Here is a 24,003-nt window from a genome sequence, read left to right as displayed (position 1 = left end):
GCTTGCCCCGCTTTTTTCATGTCGCTGCCTGCTCACCCCAGCGCGATGTCGTATTGGCCGTAGCGGTAGCCCGCATCCACTTGCAGGCGGATGGGGATTTTCAGGAGTGCTTGCAGGTCGGAGAAAGTCAGCGATTCTTCTTCGCGGATGAAATCGATGAGATCCAGCGCGGCGACGATGGTCATCATCTTCGGCTTGAAGTCGCGTGCTTCGCGCATGAGGTCGCGGAAGAGTTCGTAAGCGATGGTTTCGATGGTTTTGACGTAGCCGCGTCCCTGACAGGCGGGGCAGGGTTCGCACATCACCTGGCGCAGGCTTTCCCGCGTGCGCTTGCGCGTCATTTCGATGATGCCCAGCGGTGAGAGCGGGCTGATGGTGTATTTGCTGCGGTCGCCGGCGAGCGCGTCAAGCAGTGCATCCATCACGCCCTGCTGGTGTTCGGGGGTGTTCATGTCGATGAAATCCAGCATGATGATGCCGCCGAGGTTGCGCAGGCGCAGTTGCCGGGCGATGGCGCGCGCCGCTTCGAGGTTGGTTTTGTAGATGGTATCGTCTTGCGAGAGTTTGCCGACAAAGGCGCCGGTGTTGACGTCGATGGTGGTCATCGCCTCGGTCTGGTCGATGATGAGGTAGCCGCCGGATTTGAGGGCGACGTGGCGTTTCAGCGCCAGCGCGATTTCTTCCTCGATGCCGTAGCGCTCGAACAGGCTGCGGTCGCCGTCGTAGAGTTCTAGGCTGGCCGCCATGTTGCCGAGGAAGTTGTCGGCAAAGGCCCGCATCTGTTTGTAGGCATTGGGGTGGTCAACCACGATGCGGCGCACTTCCGGGGTGACATAGTCGCGCAGCACTTTTTGATACAGCGGCAGTTCGCCGTAGATAAGGGCGCCGGGGCGGGAGTGGCGCTGCTGGCAGAGGATGTTTTCCCAGACGCGTTGCAGGTATTGCATATCGGCGCGCATCGCCCAGAGATCGGCGGATTCAATCGCGGTGCGGACGATAAAGCCGCCCTGCTTGCCTTCGTGGAAACCGGCGACGGCTTCGCGCAGGCTTTGCCGCTGTTCTTCGGAGGAGATTTTTGCCGAGATGCCGATGTCTTCGGCGGTCGGCAAATAGACGAGGAAACGCGAGGGGATGGAGATTTCCATGGTCAGCCGCGCGCCCTTGCTGCCGATGGGATCTTTCAGCACTTGCACCAGCAGCGACTGCCCTTCGCGCATCACCTCGCTGATGCGGGTCGGTGGCTTATCGCCGCGCCGCACTACGTTCTTGACGTGCAGGAAACCGGCGCGTTCCAGGCCGATGTCGATAAAAGCGGCGTCCATCCCCGGCAGGACGCGCTGCACCTTGCCTTTGTAAATGTTGCCGACGATGCCGCGCTTGCGCTCGCGCTCGACAAAAATATCCTGCAACACGCCGTCGCCGAGCAGGGCGACGCGGGTTTCGTAGGGCGTATGGTTGATGAGAATCTCGGTGCTCGCCGTTACGTTGTCTGCCATGTCAACTCCCTAGCGCCTGCAAAAACTCGCCGCTGCAACCCAGTTCGCAGAAACCCTGCCACAGCGCTTGCAGCGGCAGCCCCACCACGTTGTAAAAATCGCCGGTGATGGCGGAGACCAGCACGCCGCCGCGCCCCTGAATACCATAGCCGCCCGCCTTGCCCAGCGATTCGCCGCTGGCGAGATAGGCGCGCAGGAGAGCGTCGGGATGCTCAGGCATGGTGACACTGCTGCAAGCGACGTGGGTGAAGCGTTCATGGCGGCAGCGCATGGCCAGGCCGGTGAAGACCTGATGCTGCCGCCCGGAAAGCTGACGCAGCATGGCGAGCGCTTCGGCGTTATCCTGCGGCTTGGCGAGAATGGCGCCGTCGCAGGAAACGACCGTATCGGCGGCGATGATAAGCGCATCTGGAAAATCGGGGGCGACCGCTTCCGCCTTGGCACAGGCCAGACGCAGCACCAGCTCCGGCGCCGTCTCACCCGCCTGCACACTTTCATCAATGGCGGGTTCAGCGGTGGTGAAATCCAGACCAAGCATTTGCAGGAGGAAAGCGCGGCGGGGGGAGGCGGAGGCGAGGACGATTTGCATAAGGAACACCGGACGGAAAGATGACAGCATTATATCGGCGGCGGCGCGGGGTGGCGTAGTGAGCCATTTCGTCCGGATCGCGGCAAGCGGCGTAATTTCTGGTTTTTTCCCCCTTCCGTCGCTTCGCGACACCTTCCCCGCAAGCAGGGGAAGGGATTTCGGGTCAGGCGGTGCAAATATTGGGTTTGCTAAGCGACGTCATGACTGCCCTTGCCAGGCGGTGTGGTTACTGGGTTCGCCAGGCAGAACTTCCCTTCTCCCGCTTGCGGGAGAAGGTGCCCGCAGGGCGGATGAGGGGATTCCGCGTAGCGGAATAAATGACGCCCTTCATCTCACCAGGCGGCGTCATTGCTGGCTTCGCCAAGCGGCGCAATCATGACCCGCCAAGCGGGCATAGATATCTACCCATCTCGCAAAGTAAGAAAATCTTTTTAAAAACAGCGGATAATCCCTCCTCCCGCTTGCGGGAGGAGGTGTCGCGAAGCGACGGAGGAGGGCAAAAAACGCCTGTCTGTCCCGCTTGACGAGATTCGTCCTGCGGACGAACACCCTCACCCCTGCCCCTCTCCCGCAAGCGGGCGAGGGGTTTCTCTTTGTTTTTTCATCTATTTTCTCAACTATTGAGATGTGTAGATACCTATGGCCAAGCGGGATAAATGCTGGGGTTGCCGTCAAGCGGAATAAACACAGACCCCGCCAAGCGACGGCAATAGGCTTTGCGCGTCAGTGCAATATCCCTTCCCCCGTTTACGGGGGAAGGTGCCCGAAGGGCGGATGAGGGGATTCCGCGTAGCGGAATAAATGACGCCCTTCATCTCACCAGACGGCGTCATTGCTGGGGTCGCCAAGCGGCGTAAACACAACCCCGCCAAGCGACGGCAATACGGGCTTTGCGCGTCAGGGCAATATCCCTTCCCCCGTTTACGGGGGAAGGTGCCCGAAGGGCGGAAGGGGGGAATAAAGCTGCCAAGCGGCGCAATCACGCGCCCAAGGCGGTTAAGGCAGTTCGAGAATTACGGCGGCGTCGCCGGCAGCGGTCGTTTCCGCTTCAGCCACACGGGTACCGCTGACGTTGCCATCAGCGCTCAAAATCGCGCGGTAGGTGAGTTGCGGGTGCTGGCTGATGCTCTCGCCGGTCATGCTGTCGCGGTCGGTGAGCTCGATGCTTTGCCGGGCGGCGGGGGCGAGGGCGCGCACGGCAAGCGGCATTTTCTCGCCCGGCAGGCTGGCGCTGACGTAGAGACGGGCTTTATCCGGCAGGGCAGCAAGGGTGTCCGGTGCGATATGCACGGTGATGGTTGGCGCGGCGGCCGCCACCTTGCTGTCTGCGGCGGGCGGGATGAGGCGGTAGAGCGGATGGTCGGGCGCGAGGTCGTGGCGCAGTTCCGCCCATAGCGGCGTGGCGAGGTCGACCTTGCCGCTTTGTGTGTAGCCCGCTGCCAGCAGGATTTTGGCGAGTGGGTTGGCGCTTTGCGCGCGCAGGATAGTCTCGATGTCGGCGGGCATGGGCTTGTCGGGATGGGCAAAGAGGGTGGCCTGCGCGTAGTCGAGGGCAATGGCGGCATCATCGGGGGCGAGGCTGTGTGCGCGGGCGTAAATCTGCGCCGCCGGCGGGTATTGGTCGTTGCGACTGTAACAGCGGGCAAGGGTGCCGAGTTGCGCAGGGTCGCGGCGGTCAATGCGCGCCTGCAAGGCCTGGCAGTAGATGGCGAGACTTTCTTGCGGCACGCGCTCAATGTCGCCGAGGTACTGGCTGCGCAAGAGGGCGGGGGCGAGTTGCTGTTGCAGGTTGTGCCAGCGGTCGCCGTTACGGTCGGCCTGCTGCCACAGGGCGACGGCGGTCGCGACGGCAAAGAGGGCAAAGGGGTAGAACCACGGCGGCAGACGGGTCGCGGTCGGCGTTTTGCCCGCGCGCAGGGCTTTGAGTTCGTGGTAGAGACGGTAATCGCGCTCGTCCTGCCCCGCCGGATCATCGGCGGCGCGCCAGGCGGCAATCAGCGCGCGCTGCTCGGCGGCAGGATCAGAGGGGGCATAGCGACGGTGCGCCGCGCGCAGCAGGGGCAGGAGGGCGAGGAGGGTAAGGAGGAGTGGCGGGAGGAGGTAGGGCATGGTGTTCAGGGGGGCGGGTGTTTGGGAACTGGATTTTGTGGCAGGTTTTTGGAGGCGGGCAGTGTGGTGGTGAGGATGACCGTCAAGCGGCGTGGTTGCGGGCTTTGTTGCGGCGCGGGTTCATGACGCGTTGCCGTGTCATTTGCCGAATTTCTGCAATGCTGCTTTGGCGCTTTCGTCGCCTTGTGCAGCGGCTTTTTCTAACCACTCGCCGGCTTTGCTGATGTCACGCGGTACACCCTCGCCGTTGTAGTAGAGGACGCCGAGGTTGTATTGGGCATCGGCATAACCTTGGGCGGCAGCCTTTTCGTACCACGCACGCGCTTGACCGTAATCCTGTACAACGCCTAGGCCTTTGGCGTAGAGGACGCCGAGGTTGAATTGGGCTTGGGCATGACCTTGGGCGGCAGCTTTTTCATACCACGCGCGCGCCTGGGCGTAGTCCTGTGCCACACCCTGGCCTTCGGCGTAAAGGACACCGAGATTGAATTGGGCTTGGGTAAGGTTCTGTGCGGCGGCTTTTTCGTACCACGCCCGCGCTTGACCATAATCTTGCGCCATGCCTTGCCCGTTGTAGTAGAGGAGGGCGAGGTTATATTGGGCTGCGGCGTCACCTTGCGCGGCAGCTTTTTCCCACCATGTAGCGGCTTGCCCGTAGTCCTGCGCGACGCCCCGGCCTTTGTTGTAGAGAACGCCGAGGTTGTATTGGGCGATGGCATGACCTTGGGCAGCAGCCTTTTCGTACCAGGTACGCGCTTGTCCGTAGTCCTGCGTCACACCCTGTCCGTTTTCGTAGAGGAAACCGAGGTTACTTTGGGCTTGGGCATGACCTTGGGCGGCGGCTTTTTCGTACCACGCGCGCGCTTGCGCGTAGTTCTGCGCGACACCTTGGCCTTGGTTGTAGAGGGTGCCGAGGTTGTATTGGGCTTGGGCATGGCCTTGCGCGGCAGCTTTTTCCCACCAGGCGCGCGCTTTGCCGTAGTCCTGCGCGACGCCTTGGCCGTTATCGTAGAGGATACCTAGATTATTTTGCGCTTCGGCATTGCCCGCCTCAGCGAGGGTTTGCCATTTTTCCAGCGCGGTGGCGTAGTCCTGCTGTTCGTAAGCCTGCACGGCGGTGGTCATCAGCGTTTCTTTTTCGCTGTCGCTCAAGGCATGGGCGGCGGTTGTGGCGAGGAGGATGGCTAGACAGAGGGTAGTTTTCATGGTTTGGCTCCGTTTTATTGGGGGATTTTTTGCAAGGCCTGCTGTGCGGCTTGCTGGATTTCTTTGTCATCCGTTTGTGTGGCGGCTTTTTCCCACCACGCGCGCGCTTTTGCATTATTTTTCGGCACGCCTTGACCATTGCCGTAGAGGACACCGAGGTTGTATTGAGCTTTGGCATCACCTTGGGCGGCGGCTTTTTCGTACCACGCGCGCGCCTGACCGTAATCCTGCACAACGCCTTGGCCGTTGCCATAGAGGAGTCCGAGGTTGTATTGGGCACCGGCATCACCTTGGGCGGCGGCTTTTTCCCACCATGCGCGCGCCTGGCCATAATCCTGCGCGACGCCTTGCCCGTTGTAGTAGAAGAGACCGAGGTTGCGTTGCGCGACGATATGACCTTGCGCGGCGGCTTTTTTGAACCATTCGTGTGCTTGGGCGATGTCCCGCGCGACGCCTTGACCTTCGGCGTAAAGGACACCGAGGTTGTATTGGGCGTCGGCATCACCTTGTGCAGCCGCTTTTTCGTACCACGCGCGTGCTTGCGCGTAGTCCTGCGGTACACCCTGGCCTTCGGCGTAGAGGAGGCCGAGGTTAAATTGGGCTACGGCAGCACCTTGCGTGGCAGCTTTTTCCCACCATGTGGCGGCTTGGGCGTAATCCTGCGCAACGCCTTGTCCGTTGTAGTAGAGGAGGGCGAGGTTGTATTGGGCTGCGGCATGACCTTGCGCGGCGGCTTTTGTCCACCATGCGGCGGCTTGGGCGTAGTCCTGCGCGACGCCTTTGCCTTCGTCGTGGAGAGCGCCGAGTCCGAATTGCGCGGCGGCATCGCCTGCTGCGGCGCGTTGTTGCAGGTCGGCAAGGGCGCTGTCCGCTGCGGCTTGTTCGGCATCGGCACGTTTTTGCCACTGCCTGAAATCGGCGGTTTGCTTGCTGGTGGCGTCGTCTGCGGCCAGGGCATGGGCGGCGCTTGCGGCGAGAAGGAGGGCTAGGCAGAGGGTTTTGTGCATGGGGTTCTCCTTAGGTGGCTTGGGCGCGGGTCAGTTTTTTTCTGTTTCAGCGACCCATTGCTGCAATTCGCGTTTTTCAGCGTCGCTCAAGCGGTGGGCGGCGGGATGGCGGCGGCGCACGCGCCACCACCAGGCGGCAGCGGCGAGCATCGCCGCAAATGGCGCGAGCCACAGGGCGAGGGTTTGGCTTTTCAGCGGCGGGTCGTAGGTGACGAAGTCGCCGTAGCGCGCTTGCAGCCAGGCGGCGATTTCGCTATCGCTGCGGCCTTCCTGGATTTGCCGCGCGATTTGTTCGCGCAGCTGGCGGGCGAGCGGGGCGTTCGATTCGGCGATGTCGCTGTTCTGGCAGGTGGGGCAGCGGGTTTTTTTGATGAGCGCCTGGTAGCGCGCGTTGTCGCCCGGCTGGGTAAACTCCGGCGCGTCGCTCAGGGCGGCGTGGAGCGGTAGGGCGCAGGCGAGGAGGAGGGCGGGGAGGAGGCGCTTCATGGTTTTTTGCCGGTTACTTGATCGAGGATTTGCAGCGCGTGTTGTGCGGCTTGTCGCACTTCTTCATCGTTTTTTTGTGCGGCGGCCTTTTCAAACCATGCACGGGCTTTGCTGAAGTCCTGCGGCACACCTTCGCCTTTGGAATAGTGGGCGCCGAGGTTAAATTGCGCCCTGGCTTCACCTTGGATAGCAGCTTTTTCCCACCATTGACGCGCTTTGTTGTAATCCTGCGCTATGCCATCGCCTTGGGCGTAAAGGTTGCCAAGGTTGAATTGGGCGGAGGCTTCTCCCTGCGCAGCGGCTTTTTCGTACCATTCACGCGCTTTATCGTAATCCTGCGCGACGCCCCGCCCGTTTTCATAGAGGAGGCCGAGGCTGTATTGGGCAGCGGCGTAATTTTGTTCTGCTGCTTTTCCCCACCATGCTGCGGCTTTGGTGCTGTCTTGCGGCACACCTTGGCCGTTGTCATAGAAGAGACCAAGATTGTATTGGGATTCGGCCTGACCTTGCGCGGCAGCCTTTTCGTACCACTCGCGCGCTTGGTCGTAGTCTTGCGCTACACCTGTGCCGTTATCGTAGAGGACGCCAAGGGTGTGCTGGGCTTCGGAGAAGCCCTGGGCGGCGGCTTTTTCAAACCACTCACGCGCTTTGCCGTAATCCTGCGGTGTACCTTTGCCGTCAGCATAGAGAGTGCCAAGGTTATATTTGGCGAAACCATTCCCCTGGGCAGCGGCTTTTTCGTACCACTCACGCGCTTTTTCGTAATTCTGCGGTATGCCGCGCCCTTTTTCGTAGAAAACGCCAAGGTTGAATTGGGCTTCAGAAAGGCCTTGTATGGCGGCTTTTTCAAACCATTCACGCGCTTTATTAATGTCTTGCGGTGTGCCTTTGCCCTCGTAGTACAGAAGGCCGAGGTTAAATTGCGCTGCGGCGTTGTTCTGTGCCGCTGATTTTTCCAGCCACTCACGCGCCTTGGCGTCATTCCGTGGCATAGCTTTTCCTTCGCTGTAAGCAGTTCCAAGATCGAATTGTGCTTCGGCATCGCCCGCCTCGGCGAGGGTCAGCCATTTTTCCAACGCAGTGGCGTAGTCCTGTTGTTGGTAAGCCTGTTGGGCGGCAGTCAGCAGGGTTGCTTTGTCGCTGTCGCTCAGGGTATGGGTAGCACCTGAGGCGGGTCTTTTTTTGCTGTCGTTCAGGGCGTAAACAGCGCCGGCGACGAGAAAGACGAGGAGAAGGAGAACAAGGATTTTCATGGCTGCTTCCCGGTTTTTCGGTCGAGGTTTTGCAAGGCTTTTTGTGCGGCCTGCCGGGTTTCTTCGTCGCGGGTTTGTGCGGCGGCTTTTTCGAACCAGGCGCGGGCTTTGGCGGTGTTTTGTGCGACACCCCGCCCCTGTTTGTAGAAGATACCGAGGTTGTATTGGGATTCGGGGTGGCCCTGGGCGGCGGCTTTTTCCCACCAGGCGGCGGCTTGGGCGTCGTCCGGCGTGACACCGATGCCGCTTTCGTAGATGAGGCCGAGGCGGTATTGGGCTTCGGGTGAGCCTTGCGCGGCGGCTTTTTCCAGCCACGCTCGCGCTTTGGCGTGGTCTTGCGCGCCGCCTTCGCCGCGCTGGTAGAGGACGCCGAGCATGTATTGGGCGGTGGCATTGTTTTGGGCAGCAGCTTTTTCCAGCCATGCGCGCGCTTGGGTGCTGTCCTGCGCGGTGCCGTCGCCTTGGTAGTGGAGAAGGCCCAGGGTGAGTTGGGCTTCGGCATCGCCCGCTTCCGCGAGGGTTTGCCAGTGGGCGAAGACGGTGGCGTCATTCCCCTGTTTGCCGGCGGTGATGGCGGCCTGGCGCAGGGTTTGGCTTTCTTCCGCCGTCAGAGCATGGGCGGCGCTTGCGGCGAGGCAGAGGGCAAGGCAGAGGGTTTTATACACGGGGGTTCTCCTTGTGTGGTTTAGTCGAGCAGCGGCTGGAAATGGGTTGCCCAGTCTTGCGGGGTGAGCGGGCCGGCGTGGCGGTAGCGGATGGTGCCGTCGCGGCCGATGAGGTAGGTTTCCGGTGCGCCATAGACGCCAAGGTCGGTGATGAGGGTGCCGTCCGGGTCGCGCAGGTTCAGGCGGTAGGGGTTGCCGCTTGTTGTCAGCATGGCGGTGGCGTCGGCGATTTCGTTTTTGTTATCCGCCGGCCAGTTGACGCCGATGATGGGGATTTGCGCGGAGCGTTCGATGAGGTAGGGGTGTTCGACGCGGCAGGCGGGACACCAGCTGCCCCAGATGTTGATGAGGTAGGGCGTGTCCTGCGGCAGGTCGGCATTGGTGTAGCGGCGGCTGTCGTCAAGAGCGGGCAGGTCGAAGGCGGGTAATGGTTTGTCGGTGGTGACGGAGGGCAGTTCTTGCGGGTTGTGGCCGAGGCCGCTCGCGAAGAGGGCGATCAGGGCGGCAAAAGCGACGAGGAGGAGGATGGCGATGTGGGGTTTTTTCATGAGCGGGTGGATGGGTGTGAATGCGCGGGTATTTTACGCTGTGCCCCAGGGCCATCGCCTGCCCTTTTCCGGGGCTACGGGCGCCAGGCAGAGTGGTTACGGGGTTTGGAGAGATGTTATCTGCAACGTCTCAGAATTGAAAAAACGCGTCGTTTCTCTGTTTGGCAGTCGCGCTTGCCCGGTATGCAAAAAAGCAGGCTGCGCCTGCTCGGTGGGCTGAAGCCTGTCCTACGCCCGTCAAACGGCGTACATGCGGGGGCTGCTGGGCGCTTTCTCAGGCGCTATCCACCTGCGCCCGTCTGCCGCCCATTGCCAGCACAGCGCCGAGCGCCATGAGCAGGCCGCCGATCCAGATCCAGCTGATGTAGGGTTTGTACTGGATGCGGATGGCCCAGGTGTCGGCATTGATGGCTTCGCCCAAAGCGACGTAGAGGTCGTGCGTTGCCGTAACGCGGCGCGCGCTTTCGGTCATCGGCATGGCGCTCATGTGGTACTGCCGTTTGCTGGGGGCGAGGACGGTGAGCGGTGTGCCATCGTTTTTTTGTACAAGGATTTTGCCGACGGTCGCGCTGTAGTTCGGGCCTTTTTCGGCGGTGAGCGTCATGAGGGTGAGGCGGTAGTCGGCGATGTTCACGCTCGCCCCTTCTTTGATGCTGTGATCTTCTTCGATGCTGTACTGGTTCGCGGCGGTGATGGCGAGCGCCAGCACGATGTAGCCGAGGTGGGCGAGTTGCATGCCGTGGTAGGGGCGGCTGGCGGGGATGTGGTGACGCAGGCGATCAAGGTAGTCGAGCGGGATGGCGCTGGCGGCAAAGGTGGCGCAGGCGACGGCGATGATGGTGCGCCATTGCCAGGTGTCTGCCGCGTGGCAGATGGCGAGGGTGGCGAGGGCGGCAGCGGTCGTCATGATGGCAAGGCGCGGGAGGAGGCGGCGGGCACGGTCGCGTTGCCAGCGCAGGAGCGGGCCAACGGCGAGGAGGATGAGGTTGGCGAGTGCCAGCGGCACGATGAGGCGGTTGTAGTAGGGCGCGCCGACGGAGATTTTGCCGAGGTTCAGGGTGTCGGCGAGCAGCGGGTAGAGGGTGCCGGTGAAGACGATGAGGCAGGCGCCCGCCAGCAGCCAGTTGTTGGCGAGGATGCCGGTTTCGCGGGCGAGCAGGCCGTGGCGGGCGTCGCTCGCGAGTTGTGGCGCGCGCAGGATGAGGAGGATGAGCGCGGGCAGGGTGTTGGCAACGATGAGGGCAAGGATGTACACGCCTCTGGTCGGGTCGGCAGCGAAGGCGTGCACGGAGGTGAGGACGCCGGAGCGGACGAGGAAGGTGCCGATGAGGCTGAGGGTGAAGGCGCTGATGGCGAGCAGCGCCGTCCAGGTGCGCAGGCCGCCGCGTTTTTCGCTGACGATGAGGCTGTGGATGAGGGCGGCGCCGATGAGCCACGGCATGAGTGAGGCGTTTTCGACGGGGTCCCAGAACCACCAGCCGCCCCAGCCGAGTTCGTAGTAGGCCCAGTAGCTGCCCAGCGCGATGCCGAGGGTGAGGGCGCACCAGGCAGCGAGTGTCCACGGGCGGGCGCGGCGCAGGGAGAGGGTATCGAGGCGGCCTTGCCAGAGGTTGGCGAGGACGATGGCGTAGGCGACGGCGAAGCCGACGTAGCCGGTGTAAAGCAGCGGCGGATGGAGGATGAGGCCGGGGTCTTGGAGTAAGGGGTTGAGGTCGGCTCCGTCAAACGGGGCGGGCAGAATGCGGGTGAAGGGATTGGAGGTGAAGCCGATAAAGCCGGTGAAGCCAACGCTGATGTAGCCGAGGATGGCAAGGGTTTTGCCGCGCACGGCGTCCGGCAGGTCGCGGCTTTTCGCAGCAAAGGCCGCCGCCCACCAGGCGAGGATGGTAATCCAGAGCAGCAGTGAGCCTTCGTGTCCGCCCCAAACGGCGGTCGCGCGGTAGTACCACGGCAGGAGGCTGTTGCTATGGGCGGCGATGTAGCGCACGCTGAAATCGTTGGCGAGGAAACCGTAGGCGAGGGCGGCGATGCTGAGGGTGAAGAGTGCCGCCTGGGTTTTGGCGGCACTCACGGCGATGGCGCAGGCGCGGCGTTCGTCCGCGAGCAGGGCGGGGATGACGGCCTGGATGAGGGCGAGCGCGCCCGCCAGCCACAGCGCGTAGTGTCCGAGGGCGATGGTCATGGTTGTGTCTGCTGGCTTTGGTGCTGGTGGCCGCTTTTGTCCATGTCGGCTTTGACTTCGGGCGGCAGGTAGTTTTCGTCGTGCTTGGCGAGGATTTCGTTCGCCTGAAAGTCGCCGTTGGCGTGCAAGGTGCCACGCGCGATGACGCCTTGTCCCTCGCGGAAAAGGTCGGGCAACATGCCGGTGTAGTGCACGGTAAGCGGCGGGTGGCGGTAGTCGGTGATGCGGAAGCGCACGGTGAGGCTGTCGCCCTCGCGTTGCAGGGATTTGTCTTCCACCATGCCGCCGACGCGGATGCCGGGTTGTTCCTGCGGTGCGGCATGCGCGGCGATTTGTTCCAGCGAGTAGTAGTGGTTCAGGTCGTTCTGCATGGCGTAGAGCAGGAGGGCGACGGCGGCAGCGAAGGAAGCGAAGATGAGGCCGATGAGGGTGAGGCGTTTTTTTCTAGCGGGAGTCATCGTGTTGTTTCAGGGTGTCGAGGGTGTGTTGCAGGCGGCGGCGGCGGCGCGCGGTGAATACGTGAATGGCGACGAGGGCGGCGAGAGTGAGGCCGTAGGCCGTCCAGACGTAGGCACCGTGCGCGCCCATGCGCATAAATTCACTGAGGCTGGCGAAGGTCATATCAGGTTTCCAGTTGGCGGCGGATGCGGTGTTCAAGAATCAGATTGTCGACGGCGCGGATGAGGTAGTCGGCAAAAAGGGCGTAGAAGGCGAGCAGCGTGATGATGAGCGGGCGCAGCATGGTGCCGTCAATACTGGGGCCGTCGGCGCGGAAAAGCGTCGCGCCCTGATGCAGCGAATTCCACCACACCACCGAGTAATGAATGATGGGGATGTTGATGACGCCGACAATGGCGAGGATGGCAGCGAGGCGGTCAGCCTGGTCGCGTTCCTCAATGCTCGCCTGTAACAGCAGGTAAGCGAGATAAAGGAAAAGCAGGATGAGCTCGGAGGTGAGACGGGCATCCCAGGTCCAATATGTCCCCCAGGTTGGTTTGCCCCAAATCGCACCCGTCGCGAGTGCCAGCGCCGTCATCAGTGCGCCATACGGGGCGGCGGCGCGCGCCAGCCAGGCGGCAAGACGACTGCGCCAGACGAAATGCACGAGCGAGGCAACAGCGAGAAACACATAAATGCTCATGGAGAGCATCGCGGCGGGGACGTGCAGGTAAATGATGCGGAAACTGTCTTTTTGCTGGTAATCCGGCGGGGCAAAGGCGAGACCCCAAACGACGCCGATGGCGAGCAACAACCAGGCGAGCGGCGTCAGCCACGGCAGGATGCGCCCGCTCAGGCGCTCAAAACCGGCGGGACTGCCCCAGTGTTGCAGACGTTTATGCAGAGTATTTTTCATGATGAAGGGGAATAGGGATAGATGGGCGGGCATTATAAAGGAGGGGATGAGGGAATTGCCGTTGTGCAGGGTGTGGATATGCTTGGTCAATCATGATGTTTTCCGAGCTTATTTGATGACTGTGGGCGTTGTTTTGTGGTGTCTTGTGATGCGTTTGGCAGCGCTCTTGAAATTTTATGCGACTATTACAGGTTTATACAGCATAAAATTTTAATAAATCCATGATCAGTGATGAAATTAGGCGAAAAATTCTAAGGTTATTTTTCTATGATGCGCCGCGAAAGAACAGAGGGTTTTAACAAAATCCAACTTTCGTATTTCATCAACAATCGGGAGAATTACCATGGCCTTTAATCTGAAAAACCGTCATCTGCTTAGTCTGGTACATCACTCTGAACGGGAAATCCGCTATCTGCTCGATTTGTCCCGCGATTTGAAACGGGCGAAGTACGACGGCACCGAGCAGCCCAAACTGGTTGGCAAAAATATTGCGCTGATTTTCGAAAAAACTTCCACCCGTACCCGTTGTGCCTTTGAAGTCGCCGCTCATGACCAAGGGGCACATGTAACCTATATTGGCCCAGGCTCTTCACAAATCGGGCATAAAGAAAGTATGAAAGATACTGCGCGCGTTCTTGGCAGAATGTATGACGCCATCGAATATCGCGGTTTCAGCCAAAAAATCGTTGAAGAATTGGCTGAATATGCCGGAGTACCGGTTTTTAATGGTCTGACCGATGAATTCCACCCGACACAAATGCTCGCTGACGTTCTCACCATGATTGAACACTGCGATAAACCGCTGCATGAAATCAAATATGTTTATATCGGCGATGCCCGCAATAATATGGGCAACTCCTTATTGCTGATTGGTGCCAAACTCGGTATGGATGTGCGTATTTGCGGCCCGAAAGCCTTATTGCCGGAAGACAAACTGGTGAAAATGTGCGAAGGCTTTGCCAAAGAAAGCGGCGCACGCATCACGGTAACTGATGATATTGATAAAGCACTGAAAGATGTGGATTTCGTTCATACCGACGTTTGGGTATCAATGGGCGAACCGCTGGAAAGCTGGGGCGAACGCATCAAGATTCTCCTGCCGTATCAAGTAACCCCGGAATTGATGAAACGTAGCGGCAATCCAAAAGTAAAATTCATGCACTGCTTGCCGGCATTCCACAATAGTGAAACAAAAGTTGGTAAAGAAATTGCCGAAAAATATCCGGAACTGAAGAATGGTATTGAAGTGACGGAAGATGTTTTCGAATCACCGATGAATATCGCCTTCGAGCAGGCAGAAAACCGCATGCACACTATTAAAGCGGTTATGTATGCCAGCTTGACATAAGGAATGTGCCATGAGAATCGTCATTGCTCTGGGTGGGAACGCGCTCTTACGGCGCGGGGAACCGCTCACGTTTGAAAACCAGCGGCAAAATATCAAGATTGCCTGCGAACAGATAGCCAAAGTTTGGCCGAATAATGAGCTGGTGATTGCGCACGGCAACGGCCCGCAAGTTGGCCTGCTGGCGCTGCAAGGTGCCGCTTATACCGAAGTCCCGACTTATCCGCTGGATGTGTTGGGCGCGGAATCGGTCGGCATGATCGGCTATATGATTCAGCAGGAATTAGGCAATCTGGTGCCGTTTGATGTGCCGTTAGCCACAATTCTGTCGCAAGTCGAAGTCGATAAAAACGATCCGGCCTTTAAAAATCCGACTAAGCCTATCGGCCCGGTATACAGCAAAGAAGAAGCTGAACGTCTGGCGAAAGAAAAGAATTGGTCTATCGCGCAAGACGGCGATAAATACCGCCGCGTCGTTCCCAGTCCTTTACCGAAACGAATTTTTGAAATCCGCCCGGTCAAATGGTTATTAGAGCGCGGTAGTATTGTGATATGCGCCGGTGGCGGCGGTATTCCGACATATTATGATGAACAGCATAATCTGCACGGGGTAGAAGCCGTTATCGATAAAGATTTGTGCTCTGCCCTGCTCGCCGAAAATCTCGATGCCGATTTGTTCATTATCGCTACCGACGTTTCAGCTGCCTTTATCGATTGGGGTAAAGATACGCAAAAAGCGATTGCCAGCGCGCATCCCGATGCCATTAAAGAGATCGGTTTTGCCAGCGGTTCGATGGGGCCAAAAGTGCAGGCTGCCATCAATTTTGCCCGCTATAGCGGTAAAGACGCGGTGATTGGTTCGCTCTCCGATATTGTCGATATTGTCAAAGGCAAGGCAGGAACGCGTATCAGCACGAATGTAACGGGTATTAACTATTATTGATGCAGTATAAGGGTGGGTGATCATGCGTCACCCGCCTTGTATATCAGACTAAGGAATTATTTATGGAAACGGCCAAGAAGAAATTTGTCTTTCCTTCCGCATTCACGATTCTCTTCGTTATCCTGATTATTGCTGTCGGCTTGACGTGGATTGTGCCATCCGGTTCTTATTCCAAATTAACGTATAACAGCACCGACAAGGTGTTTGTGGTGAAGACGTATCAGCAGGAGGATAAAACTTATCCTGCAACCAAGGAAACGCTGGATCAGCTCAATATTAAAATAGACCTGAATAATTTTACCGAAGGCACGATTAAAAAACCGATTGCCATTCCGGGAACGTATCAACGGGTAGAGCAAAATCCGAAAGGTATCGGCGATATTGCGGAAAGCATGATTCACGGTACGATTGAAGCTGCCGATATTATGGTATTTATCTTTACCCTCGGCGGCATGATTGGTGTCATCAATAAAACCGGTGCCTTCAATTCCGGCCTGATGGCGCTCGCGCGGCGGACCAAAGGCAATGAATTCATGATTGTCTTCAGTGTCTCCGTGCTGATGGTCATCGGCGGTACCACTTGCGGTATTGAAGAAGAAGCGGTGGCGTTTTATCCGATATTGGTGCCGGTATTCCTCGCTCTTGGTTATGACGCGATTATCTGCGTTGGCGCTATTTTCCTTGCATCTTCCATGGGTACGGCATTCTCAACCATTAACCCCTTCTCGGTCGTCATTGCTTCCAACGCCGCTGGTATTCCCTTTACCGAAGGTATAGGTTTCCGCGCTGTCGGTTTGGTATTGGGCGCTGCTTGTGTCATCTATTATCTCTACTGGTATGCGAAAAAGATTAAAGCGAATCCTGCTTTTTCTTATACCTATGAAGACCGGGAAAGTTTCCGCGAACACTACATGAAAGGGTTTGACCCGAATACCGTGATCGAATTCACCGTGCGCCGCAAATTGATTCTTGCCCTGTTCTGTATCGCCTTCCCGATTATGGTGTGGGGTGTTATGGCCGGCGGCTGGTGGTTCCCGCAAATGGCGGCTTCCTTCCTGACCATCACCATCATCATCATGTTCATCTCCGGCTTGAAAGAGAAAGAAATCGTTGACTCTTTCACGCATGGTGCCTCCGAGCTGGTCGGTGTGTCGCTGATTATCGGCCTTGCCCGTGGCGTCAACCTGGTGCTGGAACAAGGCATGATTTCTGACACGATTCTGGACTACACCTCGCAACTGGTCAGCGGTATGCCGCCTAGCCTGTTCATCCTCGGACAGCTCGTGGTCTTCATCTTCCTCGGTCTGGTTGTGCCTTCTTCCTCTGGTCTCGCCGTGCTTGCCATGCCGATTATGGCACCGCTTGCCGATGCCGTTGGTATCCCGCGCTTCATCGTGGTTTCTGCCTACAACTGGGGGCAATACGCCATGCTCTTCCTCGCACCGACGGGGCTGGTGCTGGTCACACTGCAAATGCTCAATATCCCCTTCAACAAGTGGGTGAAATTTGTCCTGCCGATGATCGGCGTGCTACTAGCGATAGGCGCAACGCTCCTGCTCATCCAGGTGTCGATGTACAGTCACTAACCGCTACACAGGCCGCCGTTCAGGCGGCCTTTTTTTTATAAATGCCGTATCATTGCCGGATAACGCCCATCATCCCAAGGATCACCTGATGCCGAAAGAAAAGCCGCTGGACAATATCGATATTCGGATTCTGCGCGCCCTGCAAAAAAATGGCCGTCTGCATAACAATGAATTAGCGCAGGAAATTGGTTTATCCAATTCCGCCTGTTTACGGCGGGTCAATATTCTTGAAGAGAATGAAATTATTGACCACTACACTGCCATCCTTAATCCGCAAAAACTGCATTGCCCATTATCCGCTTATGTCTTCGGCTCGTTTATTGAAGAAGATAACAGCAAACGCGAGCGCTTTATCTTTGAGATGAAACTGGTGCCGAATATTGTGGAATGCCATCTAATGGCAGGAGATTATGATTTTGTTGTCAAGATACGGGCTGCTGATTTGGATGAATTTCACCGCATCAAGACCAAGTATTTGAATAAGGAAATTGGGGTGAAAAACGTCAAATCCGAGATTGTGTTGCAAACGATCAAGGAATCCACAGAATTGCCGCTTTAATCGACCGTGGGCGAGCGTTGTTTTTTGTGGAATTGGGGCGGTAAGACGCCCCGCTTCCGTTTTGCAAACGGCCTGCTAATTATTGGTTTTTTGTGCGAAGGGCGACTGTCTGCCATTAAGCGGGCGACGTATAATGCGCGCGAATTCACACTGAGGTAATCATCCATGAGAAAAGAAGGTGAAAACCTGTTCAAATGGTTGTGGCGCAAATACACCGAGTTCTGCGACGAAACGGGCTTGTCCAAGCCCGGTGCATGTCGGCGTTGCGTGCCGCTGGTGAAGGAAGATCCGCCGCTGCAATGGCCGGACGGATTGCAAAAACGCAATGACGAGACGGCGCGTCATGCCGCTGCGAATCAGCAGGATTCGCGCGAGCTGTAGGTGCAGCGTCATTTTTTGTCTTTTAGTCAGGAGTCTTTATGGTTCTTTTCTTTTTCTGCGTAGCCCTGCTGGTGGCGGGCTACTTCATCTACGGCGCGCTGATGGAGAAAATCTTCGTCATCAAGCCGCAACGGCAAACGCCTGCCTATGCCATGGGTGACGGTGTGGACTATGTACCGATGTCACGCGCGAAGGTATGGCTGATTCAGGTACTCAATATCGCCGGTACCGGGCCAATTTTCGGCCCCATCCTCGGCGCGCTTTATGGCCCGGTCGCCATGCTGTGGATCGTCGTCGGCTGCGTTTTCGCCGGCGCCGTGCATGATTATTTCTGCGGCATGATCTCCATCCGCAATGGCGGGGCTTCCATTCCGACCATGGCCGGGCGCTATATCGGCGCACCAATGAAGCACATCATCAACTTTATCGCCCTTATCCTGCTGGTGCTGGTTGGTGTCGTTTTCGTTACCAGTCCCGCCGGTCTCCTCACCAGCCTCACCGAGCAGATACTGGGACGAAGTGGCGAAGCGGTGATGAAAGGCAATCCGCTGCACGACAATCTGGCGCTGACCTGGGTTTGCATCATCTTCGTGTACTACATCATCGCGACCCTGCTGCCCATCGACAAAATCATCGGCCGTATTTATCCGCTCTTCGGCGCGCTGCTGATGTTCATGACTGCCGGTATGCTCTTCGGCCTGCTCTTTGAGGGCATTCCGCTCTTCCAGACGGTTGGCCTGCAAAACGGCGTTTCCCTTAGCGATTTCTTCACCAACTTCCAGCCGAAAGGCGGCAACGAACTGCCCATCTGGCCACTGATTTTTGTGACCATCACCTGCGGCGCGATTTCCGGCTTCCACGCCACGCAAACGCCGATGATGGCACGATGTACGGAAAATGAACGCGAAGCCCGCTTCATTTTCTACGGCGCGATGATCACCGAAGGCGTGATTGCGCTGATCTGGTGCATGGTCGGCATCAGCTTCTACCCCGATGTGCAGGTGCTGCAAGAAACCATCAAAGCTGGCACGCCGTCCAAAGTTGTCTATGATGCGGCGATGAGCATGCTTGGCACCTTTGGCGGCATCCTCGCTGTGCTTGGTGTCGTTGTGCTGCCGATTACCTCCGGCGATACCGCCTTCCGCGCCGCCCGTCTGCAAATTGCCGAATTCCTGAACGGCTACGGTCTGAACGCGGATCAGCGCAACCTGGGCAAACGCCTGATGATTACTGTGCCGCTTTTTGTGGTCGGCGTCATCCTGACCAAAATCGACTTCAGTGTGCTGTGGCGCTATTTCAGCTGGGCGAACCAAACGACGGCAACTATCATGCTGTGGACGGCAGCGGCCTATCTCTACCGCCACGGCAAATTCCACTGGGTATGCACTATCCCGGCAATCTTCATGACGCAAATCTGCGCCTGCTACCTCTTCTTCGACCAGAAGATCGGTTTCGGCTGGATTTGGGCAAAAGTGGGCTTCGGCGAACCGGAACGCCTGTGGCAGGCAGCCATGACCAGCGGCGTGATCGTTGCAGCAGTCTTCACCGTGCTGTTCTTCATCGCCTTCAAACCGGATCATGCCAAAGCCGTCGGCGGTATAGCACCGGCACTGGACGACTGACTTCTTTGCTATGGCTAGGAAAAACGGCGCTGCGGCGCCGTTTTTTATGCGCAGTTTTCACATATGGCATGGGTGTCAAGCGGCGTCATTGCTGGGTTTCGCGTCGAGCGGCGTAAATACTGGCTCCGTGTCAGGCGGGATAAATAAAAGCCACCCCGAAGGGTGGCTGTGGAGACTTGCGACAATGCGCTCAGAGCGGCAGGACTTCGAGACCAGCGACGTATTCGAAGGTATGTGGTGCGTCTTTAACGAGTTCGCTCGGCACTTCGTGCTCGGCGGAAATCCAGTACATGCCCGGACCCGGCCAGTCAATGGTCAGTTTGCCGTCTTTGTCGCTCTTCATTTCGATGAAGTCGTGGGTGCGGTAGCGCAGGCCATCTTTGGCAAGGCGGACACGCGCGTCAGGTAGCGGTTTGCCGTCGTAGAGAACGCGGAAAGTCGCAGTTTCCCCAGCGTAGAGTTCATTCGGGTGGGTGAGGTATTCCAAATCTAGTCCTTTGGCATCAGGTTTGGCGACGGTGTCTGTTGGCTCTCCCAGGGTGGCAAACGTCTCGATTTTCATGGTGAGCTGTCTGTATTTTTCCCGTTTTTTGTCCGCCATTGGGTTTTCTTTTTTGTATTTTTCCGGGCTGCCGCGCCAGCGCGCACTTTCGCCTTTGTCGTCCGGGTAGTTGAACTGGACATATTCGATACCGTCAGTGAAGCGGTAGGTGCCGTGCTGGTTTAGCAGAGCATCGTAGCTGGTGCGCAGTTTGCCGACCATCAGGTTTTCTTTTTCAATTTCTTTACCTCTGGGATCGTAGGCGTGCAGACCATCAGCCGGGCGACCACGGTGGTTAACGTCAAAGGGGAAGTCAGCGCCACCGCCATCAATGGTAACGTAGTCTTTGTCGCCGGATAGCTGGGTTGAGCTGGGGCGTATCCAGACGTTGTGGGCAAGGGCGGCTTCGGCGAGCAGCAGGGTGCAGAGAGCTGCGATGTATTGGTGTTGCATGGTGTGTCCTTGTGGTTACGGGGTGAGGGTCAGGCTGATGTCGCCCAGTTCGCTTTTACCGGCAGCGCTGGCTTCGGTTTTGTCCTTGACGGGCAGGGTGAAGGGAATGGCAACGCTTTCGGTGCCGCCTTCTTCCCGCGTGGCCTCAACTTTCAGGGTGTAACTGCCGTCTTTAAGTTTGGCAAGGCGCGGGTCGTCTGCCTTGATTTCAATGGTGTGTTTGCCGGGTTTGCGCGTCGCGCCAGTGATAGCGTCGGGCAATGGTTTCAGACTGCGCCCGCCTTTGCGCCACCAGTTACGCAGTTCTTTCAGGTATTTCAGACCCTCTTGCGGGTTGTCCGCTTTGCCTTTGATGAAGTACCACAGGCTGAGGTGTTCGACGAGTTTTCCTTCGCTGTCTTCTACCCACACCGCAACGTAGGGGCGGTGGTATTCGCTGCTTTTGATATCGGGAATGGTGATATCAAGGCTGAGGTTGAGCGCGCTGGCTGGAATAGCGAGGAGCAGGGCAGTGCTGAGGAGGTGTTTTTTCATGGGGATTCCTATGTTTTGGGGATGGCGATAGTAGTATGGATGGGAATTGTTCGCAATATAGATATTTTTTAGATGCGCCGTCAGGCGAGGGACTATGGAATCGGGATATTAAAAAGCCGGTCGTGTGACCGGCTTTTTGTTTCTTGCGTTTTATTGGCGTTTGAGACGGAATTTTTCGTCCGGCTGGGACGGGTCGAGTTTTTCGCCGTCCGGGCGGCGTAGTTCGAGGTAGCCGTTGCCAATCTGGAAGGTGAGGTTGCCCGCGTTGTTGTCGAGTTGCAGGTATTGTTTGTCGGTGGTGGTGCGATACACGCCGCTGTCTTGTTTGTTTTCTTGTTTTTTGCCGAGTTTGGTGGACTGGATGGTGTAGTTGCCGCCAGTCAGGGTCAGGCTGATTTGCAGGCCGTCGCAGTCAGCACAAGGCAGAACGCCGTTGTAGGTGCCAAGGAAAGCAGCGTTATTGGCGGTTTGGGGTTGTTGTTGGGCGGTTTGGCCGCTGTTGTCAGCCGGTGGCGGGTTGTTGTTACCGCCGCCCAGGCCGAAGGTGGTACAACCGCCGAGGAAGATGGCCAGGGCGAGGCCGGCTGGGGTCAGTTTTTTCATGGGTTCTCCGTATGTTGTGGATTGGGTGGCGCGTAATGTAGCCCGCTGTTCAGGTTTGGGCAATGTTTGCGGTTGTTGCTTTTTGTTCATTGAGCAGGGCATCAATGTGTTGTTGGTGGGCAGCAACGATGTTGTGGTAAGGCGCCATGTAGGCGCGGATGGCGTCTTTGAGCGGGGCATCGTGCAGGGCAAGCAGCTCGGCGGCAAGGGTTTCGGGGCGGTCGTCGGCGAGTTCACGCACAAAGGGCTGGTGGACGAGTGCATCGCGGATGTGCTGGAAGTTGTACATGCTGCGCCCGAAGACGATGGGAATGCCGGCATGCAGGGCTTCGAGCGGGTTGTGGCCGCCGCGTGGGATGAGACTACCGCCGATGTAGGCCAGGTCGCTGATGCGGTAGTAGTGCTTGAGTTCGCCGAGGGTATCAAGGAGGTAGATGTCGCGGCTGTCGCGCGGCGTTTCGTCCTGGCTGCGCAGACGGGGGGTGTAGCCAGCGTCGCAGATGTGTTGGGCGATGGTGTCGCGGCGTTCGGGGTGGCGCGGGGCGATGATGAGGCGGGCGTGTGGCAGGTGTTGTTGTAGTAGGCGGTGGGCAGCGATGATGGTTTGTTCTTCGCCGGGGTGGGTGCTGGCGGCGATCCAGGTGTCCGGAGTGCGGGCAGCGGCGATGTCAGCAGGCAAGGGTAGGATGGTGGGCGCCTGGTATTTGAGGTTGGGGGTAATGGTGATGTGTGCGGCGGGGACGCCAAGGACGCGGTAGCGGCGGGCATCAAAGCGGGTTTGTGCGTCGATGCGCAGGGTGGTGAGCGGTTCGCGCATGAGGCAGCGGGCGTAGCGGTAGTAGCCGCGCAGAGACTTGGCAGATAAGCGGGCGTTGCTGAGTTGGACGGGAATACTCCGCTTGGCAGCGAGGCGGATGAGGTTCGGCCAGATTTCGGTTTCCATGAGGATGATGAGGCGCGGGCGGATGTGATCGAGAGCGCGGCAGATATTGGCGGTGGTGTCGTAGGGAAGGTAGCTGTAAACGGTACGCTCAGGGTACTGGGCGTGGTATTGGGCGATTTGTGCGCGGCCGGTTGGGGTGGTACAGGTAAGCCAGAGATTGTGGTCGGGGTGAGCGGCGAGCAGGGCGTCCAGCAGTGGGCGAATGGCAAGAAATTCGCCAACGCTGACGGTATGTATCCACAGGGTATTCGGTAAAGCAGGGGGCAGGTGGCGGGCGAAGCGTTCGTGGATGTGTTCGCGGTAAGCAGGGTTTTGTCGCGATTTGTAATAGAGGCGAAGCAGGGCGAAGGGGGTGAGTAGGTGCAGCAGCAGGTTGTAGAGGGTGTTCATGGGTGCAGTAAAATGACCGTTTTGTGGCTGCTTATTATAGGGGCGCGATATGGCGATTTTTGCGATTGGCGATGTGCATGGGCATTTGGATGGGCTGCTGCGGTTGCTGGATAAGGTGGGCTATGGTGATAGTGATGAGTTGTGGTTCGTCGGTGATTTGGTGAATCGCGGTCCGGATTCGGCCGGGGTACTGCGTTTTGTACATGGTCTGCGCCTGAAACGGATGGTGCTGGGGAACCATGATTTTTCTATGCTGGTGCAGGCACAGCGGTTTCCAGGCGGCCGAATGCAGCAGTCCACGCTGGATGTATTGCGCACCGAGGATGGTGAGGAGTTGATTGATGGTCTGCGCCAGTTTCCGCTGCTGCATGTTGAGCCACGGCTGCAGGTGTTGATGACGCATGCGGGACTGTTCCCGCTGTGGTCAATTGAGGATGGGCAGAAGGCCAGTGATGCGGTTTCTGCGCAGTTGCGCGGCGATGGGTATCGCGAGTTCCTACGCGAGATTTTTGGCGATAAGCCGGACCGGTGGTCGGCGGATTTGCAAGGGATGGATTATTGGCGTTTTACCGTAAATGCGTTCTGCCGGATGCGTTATCTTAATGCTGACCTCAGTCTGAATCTGCGCGCGAAGGATCAGCCTAAGAAAACTGAGGGCCTGCTGCCATGGTTCAGTGTGCCGCAGCAATGTGGCTGGTTACAGCTGTTTGGTCATTGGGCAAGCTTGGGTTTGCGTACGGAAGGGCAGGCGATTTGCCTCGATGGTGGTTATGCCTGGGGCGGGCAGTTGGTCGCTTATGATGTATTACGCAACCGCGTAGCGGCGGTCATTAATGCGAAATAATCTGTTTGCAATCGGCGTGGTTAGAAAAATTTTACTGAAATAAGGACGTTCAGCGCTTGACGTTCTCTTGTCGATGTATATAATGCGCCCCCACTTTCCCGGAGGGGTACCCAAGCGGTCAACGGGAGCAGACTGTAAATCTGCCGGCTCAGCCTTCGTAGGTTCGAATCCTACCCCCTCCACCATTTAACTTGCGGGTGTAGTTCAATGGTAGAACCTCAGCCTTCCAAGCTGATGGTGTGGGTTCGATTCCCATCACCCGCTCCAGTGTCAAAAGTAAGTCCATATAGCTCAGCAGGTAGAGCACTTCCTTGGTAAGGAAGAGGTCACCGGTTCAAATCCGGTTATGGGCTCCATTCTTTAT

At 58.0% G+C, this 24,003-nt stretch carries 24 protein-coding genes and 3 tRNA genes; 10 read left to right on the top strand and 17 right to left on the bottom strand.

Translation table 11 applies throughout. The features are described 5' to 3' along the window. Positions 1–32 precede the first annotated feature (32 nt). The 13 genes from LG374_RS05060 to ccmC all read right to left on the bottom strand — a co-directional run bounded on the left by LG374_RS05060 (position 33) and on the right by ccmC (position 12,895). Positions 33–1,496: an Rne/Rng family ribonuclease gene (locus LG374_RS05060; protein WP_225756672.1), complete on the bottom strand. Its 1,464-nt coding sequence runs from the start codon at positions 1,494–1,496 to the stop codon at positions 33–35. Between the two features lies 1 nt (position 1,497). After that, positions 1,498–2,085 carry a nucleoside triphosphate pyrophosphatase gene (locus LG374_RS05055; protein ID WP_225756671.1) on the bottom strand — a complete coding sequence of 196 codons (588 nt, stop codon included), beginning with the start codon at positions 2,083–2,085 and terminating at the stop codon, positions 1,498–1,500. Between the two features lie 996 nt (positions 2,086–3,081). Beyond that, the gene (locus LG374_RS05050; protein WP_225756670.1) at positions 3,082–4,194 is read right to left on the bottom strand and encodes a hypothetical protein; all 1,113 of its coding nucleotides are present in this window, start codon (positions 4,192–4,194) and stop codon (positions 3,082–3,084) included. Positions 4,195–4,332: 138 nt separating this feature from the next. Beyond that, positions 4,333–5,400 (bottom strand): SEL1-like repeat protein, encoded by a 1,068-nt coding sequence (locus LG374_RS05045; RefSeq protein ID WP_225756669.1) that lies wholly within the window; start codon positions 5,398–5,400, stop codon positions 4,333–4,335. Between the two features lie 14 nt (positions 5,401–5,414). Continuing rightward, positions 5,415–6,407 (bottom strand): tetratricopeptide repeat protein, encoded by a 993-nt coding sequence (locus tag LG374_RS05040; protein WP_225756668.1) that lies wholly within the window; start codon positions 6,405–6,407, stop codon positions 5,415–5,417. Positions 6,408–6,437: 30 nt separating this feature from the next. Beyond that, positions 6,438–6,893 carry a cytochrome c-type biogenesis protein gene (locus tag LG374_RS05035; RefSeq protein ID WP_225756667.1) on the bottom strand — a complete coding sequence of 152 codons (456 nt, stop codon included), beginning with the start codon at positions 6,891–6,893 and terminating at the stop codon, positions 6,438–6,440. Further along, complete coding sequence (locus LG374_RS05030) at positions 6,890–8,146, bottom strand: SEL1-like repeat protein (RefSeq protein WP_225756666.1); 1,257 nt, start codon at positions 8,144–8,146, stop codon at positions 6,890–6,892. The genes LG374_RS05035 and LG374_RS05030 overlap by 4 nt, the downstream gene beginning before the upstream one ends. Beyond that, positions 8,143–8,811: a tetratricopeptide repeat protein gene (locus LG374_RS05025; protein ID WP_225756665.1), complete on the bottom strand. Its 669-nt coding sequence runs from the start codon at positions 8,809–8,811 to the stop codon at positions 8,143–8,145. Before LG374_RS05025 ends, LG374_RS05030 begins: the two co-directional genes overlap by 4 nt. Before the next feature lie 20 nt (positions 8,812–8,831). Next, positions 8,832–9,359 (bottom strand): DsbE family thiol:disulfide interchange protein, encoded by a 528-nt coding sequence (locus LG374_RS05020; RefSeq protein ID WP_225756664.1) that lies wholly within the window; start codon positions 9,357–9,359, stop codon positions 8,832–8,834. Between the two features lie 274 nt (positions 9,360–9,633). Continuing rightward, positions 9,634–11,541, bottom strand: coding sequence for a heme lyase CcmF/NrfE family subunit (locus LG374_RS05015; RefSeq protein WP_225756663.1), 1,908 nt, complete (start codon positions 11,539–11,541; stop codon positions 9,634–9,636). Next, positions 11,538–11,999, bottom strand: coding sequence for a cytochrome c maturation protein CcmE (ccmE, locus tag LG374_RS05010; RefSeq protein WP_225756662.1), 462 nt, complete (start codon positions 11,997–11,999; stop codon positions 11,538–11,540). The genes LG374_RS05015 and ccmE overlap by 4 nt, the downstream gene beginning before the upstream one ends. Further along, entirely contained in the window at positions 11,986–12,162 is a 177-nt protein-coding gene (gene ccmD, locus LG374_RS05005; RefSeq protein ID WP_225756661.1) for a heme exporter protein CcmD, read from the bottom strand. Before ccmD ends, ccmE begins: the two co-directional genes overlap by 14 nt. Before the next feature lies 1 nt (position 12,163). Continuing rightward, the gene (gene ccmC / locus LG374_RS05000) at positions 12,164–12,895 is read right to left on the bottom strand and encodes a heme ABC transporter permease CcmC (protein ID WP_298049732.1); all 732 of its coding nucleotides are present in this window, start codon (positions 12,893–12,895) and stop codon (positions 12,164–12,166) included. Between the two features lie 343 nt (positions 12,896–13,238). On the opposite strand from ccmC, the gene LG374_RS04995 reads away from it, so the two are divergent. From LG374_RS04995 to LG374_RS04970, 6 genes are all read left to right on the top strand, one after another. Further along, complete coding sequence (locus LG374_RS04995; RefSeq protein WP_225756659.1) at positions 13,239–14,243, top strand: ornithine carbamoyltransferase; 1,005 nt, start codon at positions 13,239–13,241, stop codon at positions 14,241–14,243. A gap of 10 nt (positions 14,244–14,253) precedes the next feature. Next, entirely contained in the window at positions 14,254–15,183 is a 930-nt protein-coding gene (gene arcC, locus LG374_RS04990; protein ID WP_115610515.1) for a carbamate kinase, read from the top strand. Between the two features lie 62 nt (positions 15,184–15,245). Further along, positions 15,246–16,769 (top strand): YfcC family protein, encoded by a 1,524-nt coding sequence (locus LG374_RS04985; RefSeq protein ID WP_225756658.1) that lies wholly within the window; start codon positions 15,246–15,248, stop codon positions 16,767–16,769. 88 nt (positions 16,770–16,857) lie between these two features. Then, the gene (locus LG374_RS04980) at positions 16,858–17,328 is read left to right on the top strand and encodes an Lrp/AsnC family transcriptional regulator (protein ID WP_225756657.1); all 471 of its coding nucleotides are present in this window, start codon (positions 16,858–16,860) and stop codon (positions 17,326–17,328) included. Between the two features lie 165 nt (positions 17,329–17,493). After that, positions 17,494–17,709 (top strand): DUF5363 domain-containing protein, encoded by a 216-nt coding sequence (locus LG374_RS04975; RefSeq protein WP_225756656.1) that lies wholly within the window; start codon positions 17,494–17,496, stop codon positions 17,707–17,709. 38 nt (positions 17,710–17,747) lie between these two features. Further along, positions 17,748–19,331, top strand: coding sequence for a carbon starvation protein A (locus tag LG374_RS04970; RefSeq protein ID WP_225756655.1), 1,584 nt, complete (start codon positions 17,748–17,750; stop codon positions 19,329–19,331). 190 nt (positions 19,332–19,521) lie between these two features. Here LG374_RS04970 and LG374_RS04965 read toward each other — a convergent pair whose 3' ends face one another. The 4 genes from LG374_RS04965 to LG374_RS04950 all read right to left on the bottom strand — a co-directional run bounded on the left by LG374_RS04965 (position 19,522) and on the right by LG374_RS04950 (position 22,795). Then, entirely contained in the window at positions 19,522–20,325 is an 804-nt protein-coding gene (locus LG374_RS04965; protein ID WP_225756654.1) for a DUF4198 domain-containing protein, read from the bottom strand. A 15-nt stretch (positions 20,326–20,340) separates the two neighbouring features. Further along, entirely contained in the window at positions 20,341–20,859 is a 519-nt protein-coding gene (locus LG374_RS04960) for a DUF2271 domain-containing protein (protein ID WP_225756653.1), read from the bottom strand. Positions 20,860–21,009: 150 nt separating this feature from the next. Further along, positions 21,010–21,462, bottom strand: coding sequence for a copper resistance protein NlpE (locus tag LG374_RS04955; protein WP_225756652.1), 453 nt, complete (start codon positions 21,460–21,462; stop codon positions 21,010–21,012). 49 nt (positions 21,463–21,511) lie between these two features. Then, a complete protein-coding gene (locus LG374_RS04950; protein WP_225756651.1) occupies positions 21,512–22,795 on the bottom strand; it encodes a 3-deoxy-D-manno-octulosonic acid transferase in 1,284 nt (427 codons plus the stop codon). Between the two features lie 49 nt (positions 22,796–22,844). On the opposite strand from LG374_RS04950, the gene LG374_RS04945 reads away from it, so the two are divergent. From LG374_RS04945 to LG374_RS04930, 4 genes are all read left to right on the top strand, one after another. After that, a complete protein-coding gene (locus LG374_RS04945) occupies positions 22,845–23,639 on the top strand; it encodes a symmetrical bis(5'-nucleosyl)-tetraphosphatase (RefSeq protein ID WP_225756650.1) in 795 nt (264 codons plus the stop codon). A 100-nt stretch (positions 23,640–23,739) separates the two neighbouring features. After that, a tRNA-Tyr gene (locus tag LG374_RS04940) sits at positions 23,740–23,824 on the top strand. A gap of 8 nt (positions 23,825–23,832) precedes the next feature. After that, a tRNA-Gly gene (locus tag LG374_RS04935) sits at positions 23,833–23,906 on the top strand. Between the two features lie 13 nt (positions 23,907–23,919). Continuing rightward, positions 23,920–23,995 (top strand) — tRNA-Thr (locus tag LG374_RS04930). Positions 23,996–24,003: the final 8 nt, after the last annotated feature.

Source organism: Cardiobacterium sp. Marseille-Q4385, assembly GCF_916618745.1.
GTDB lineage: Bacteria > Pseudomonadota > Gammaproteobacteria > Cardiobacteriales > Cardiobacteriaceae > Cardiobacterium.
Note: the sequence above shows the minus strand (reverse complement) of the source record. Positions and strands in the feature narration are given on the sequence as shown.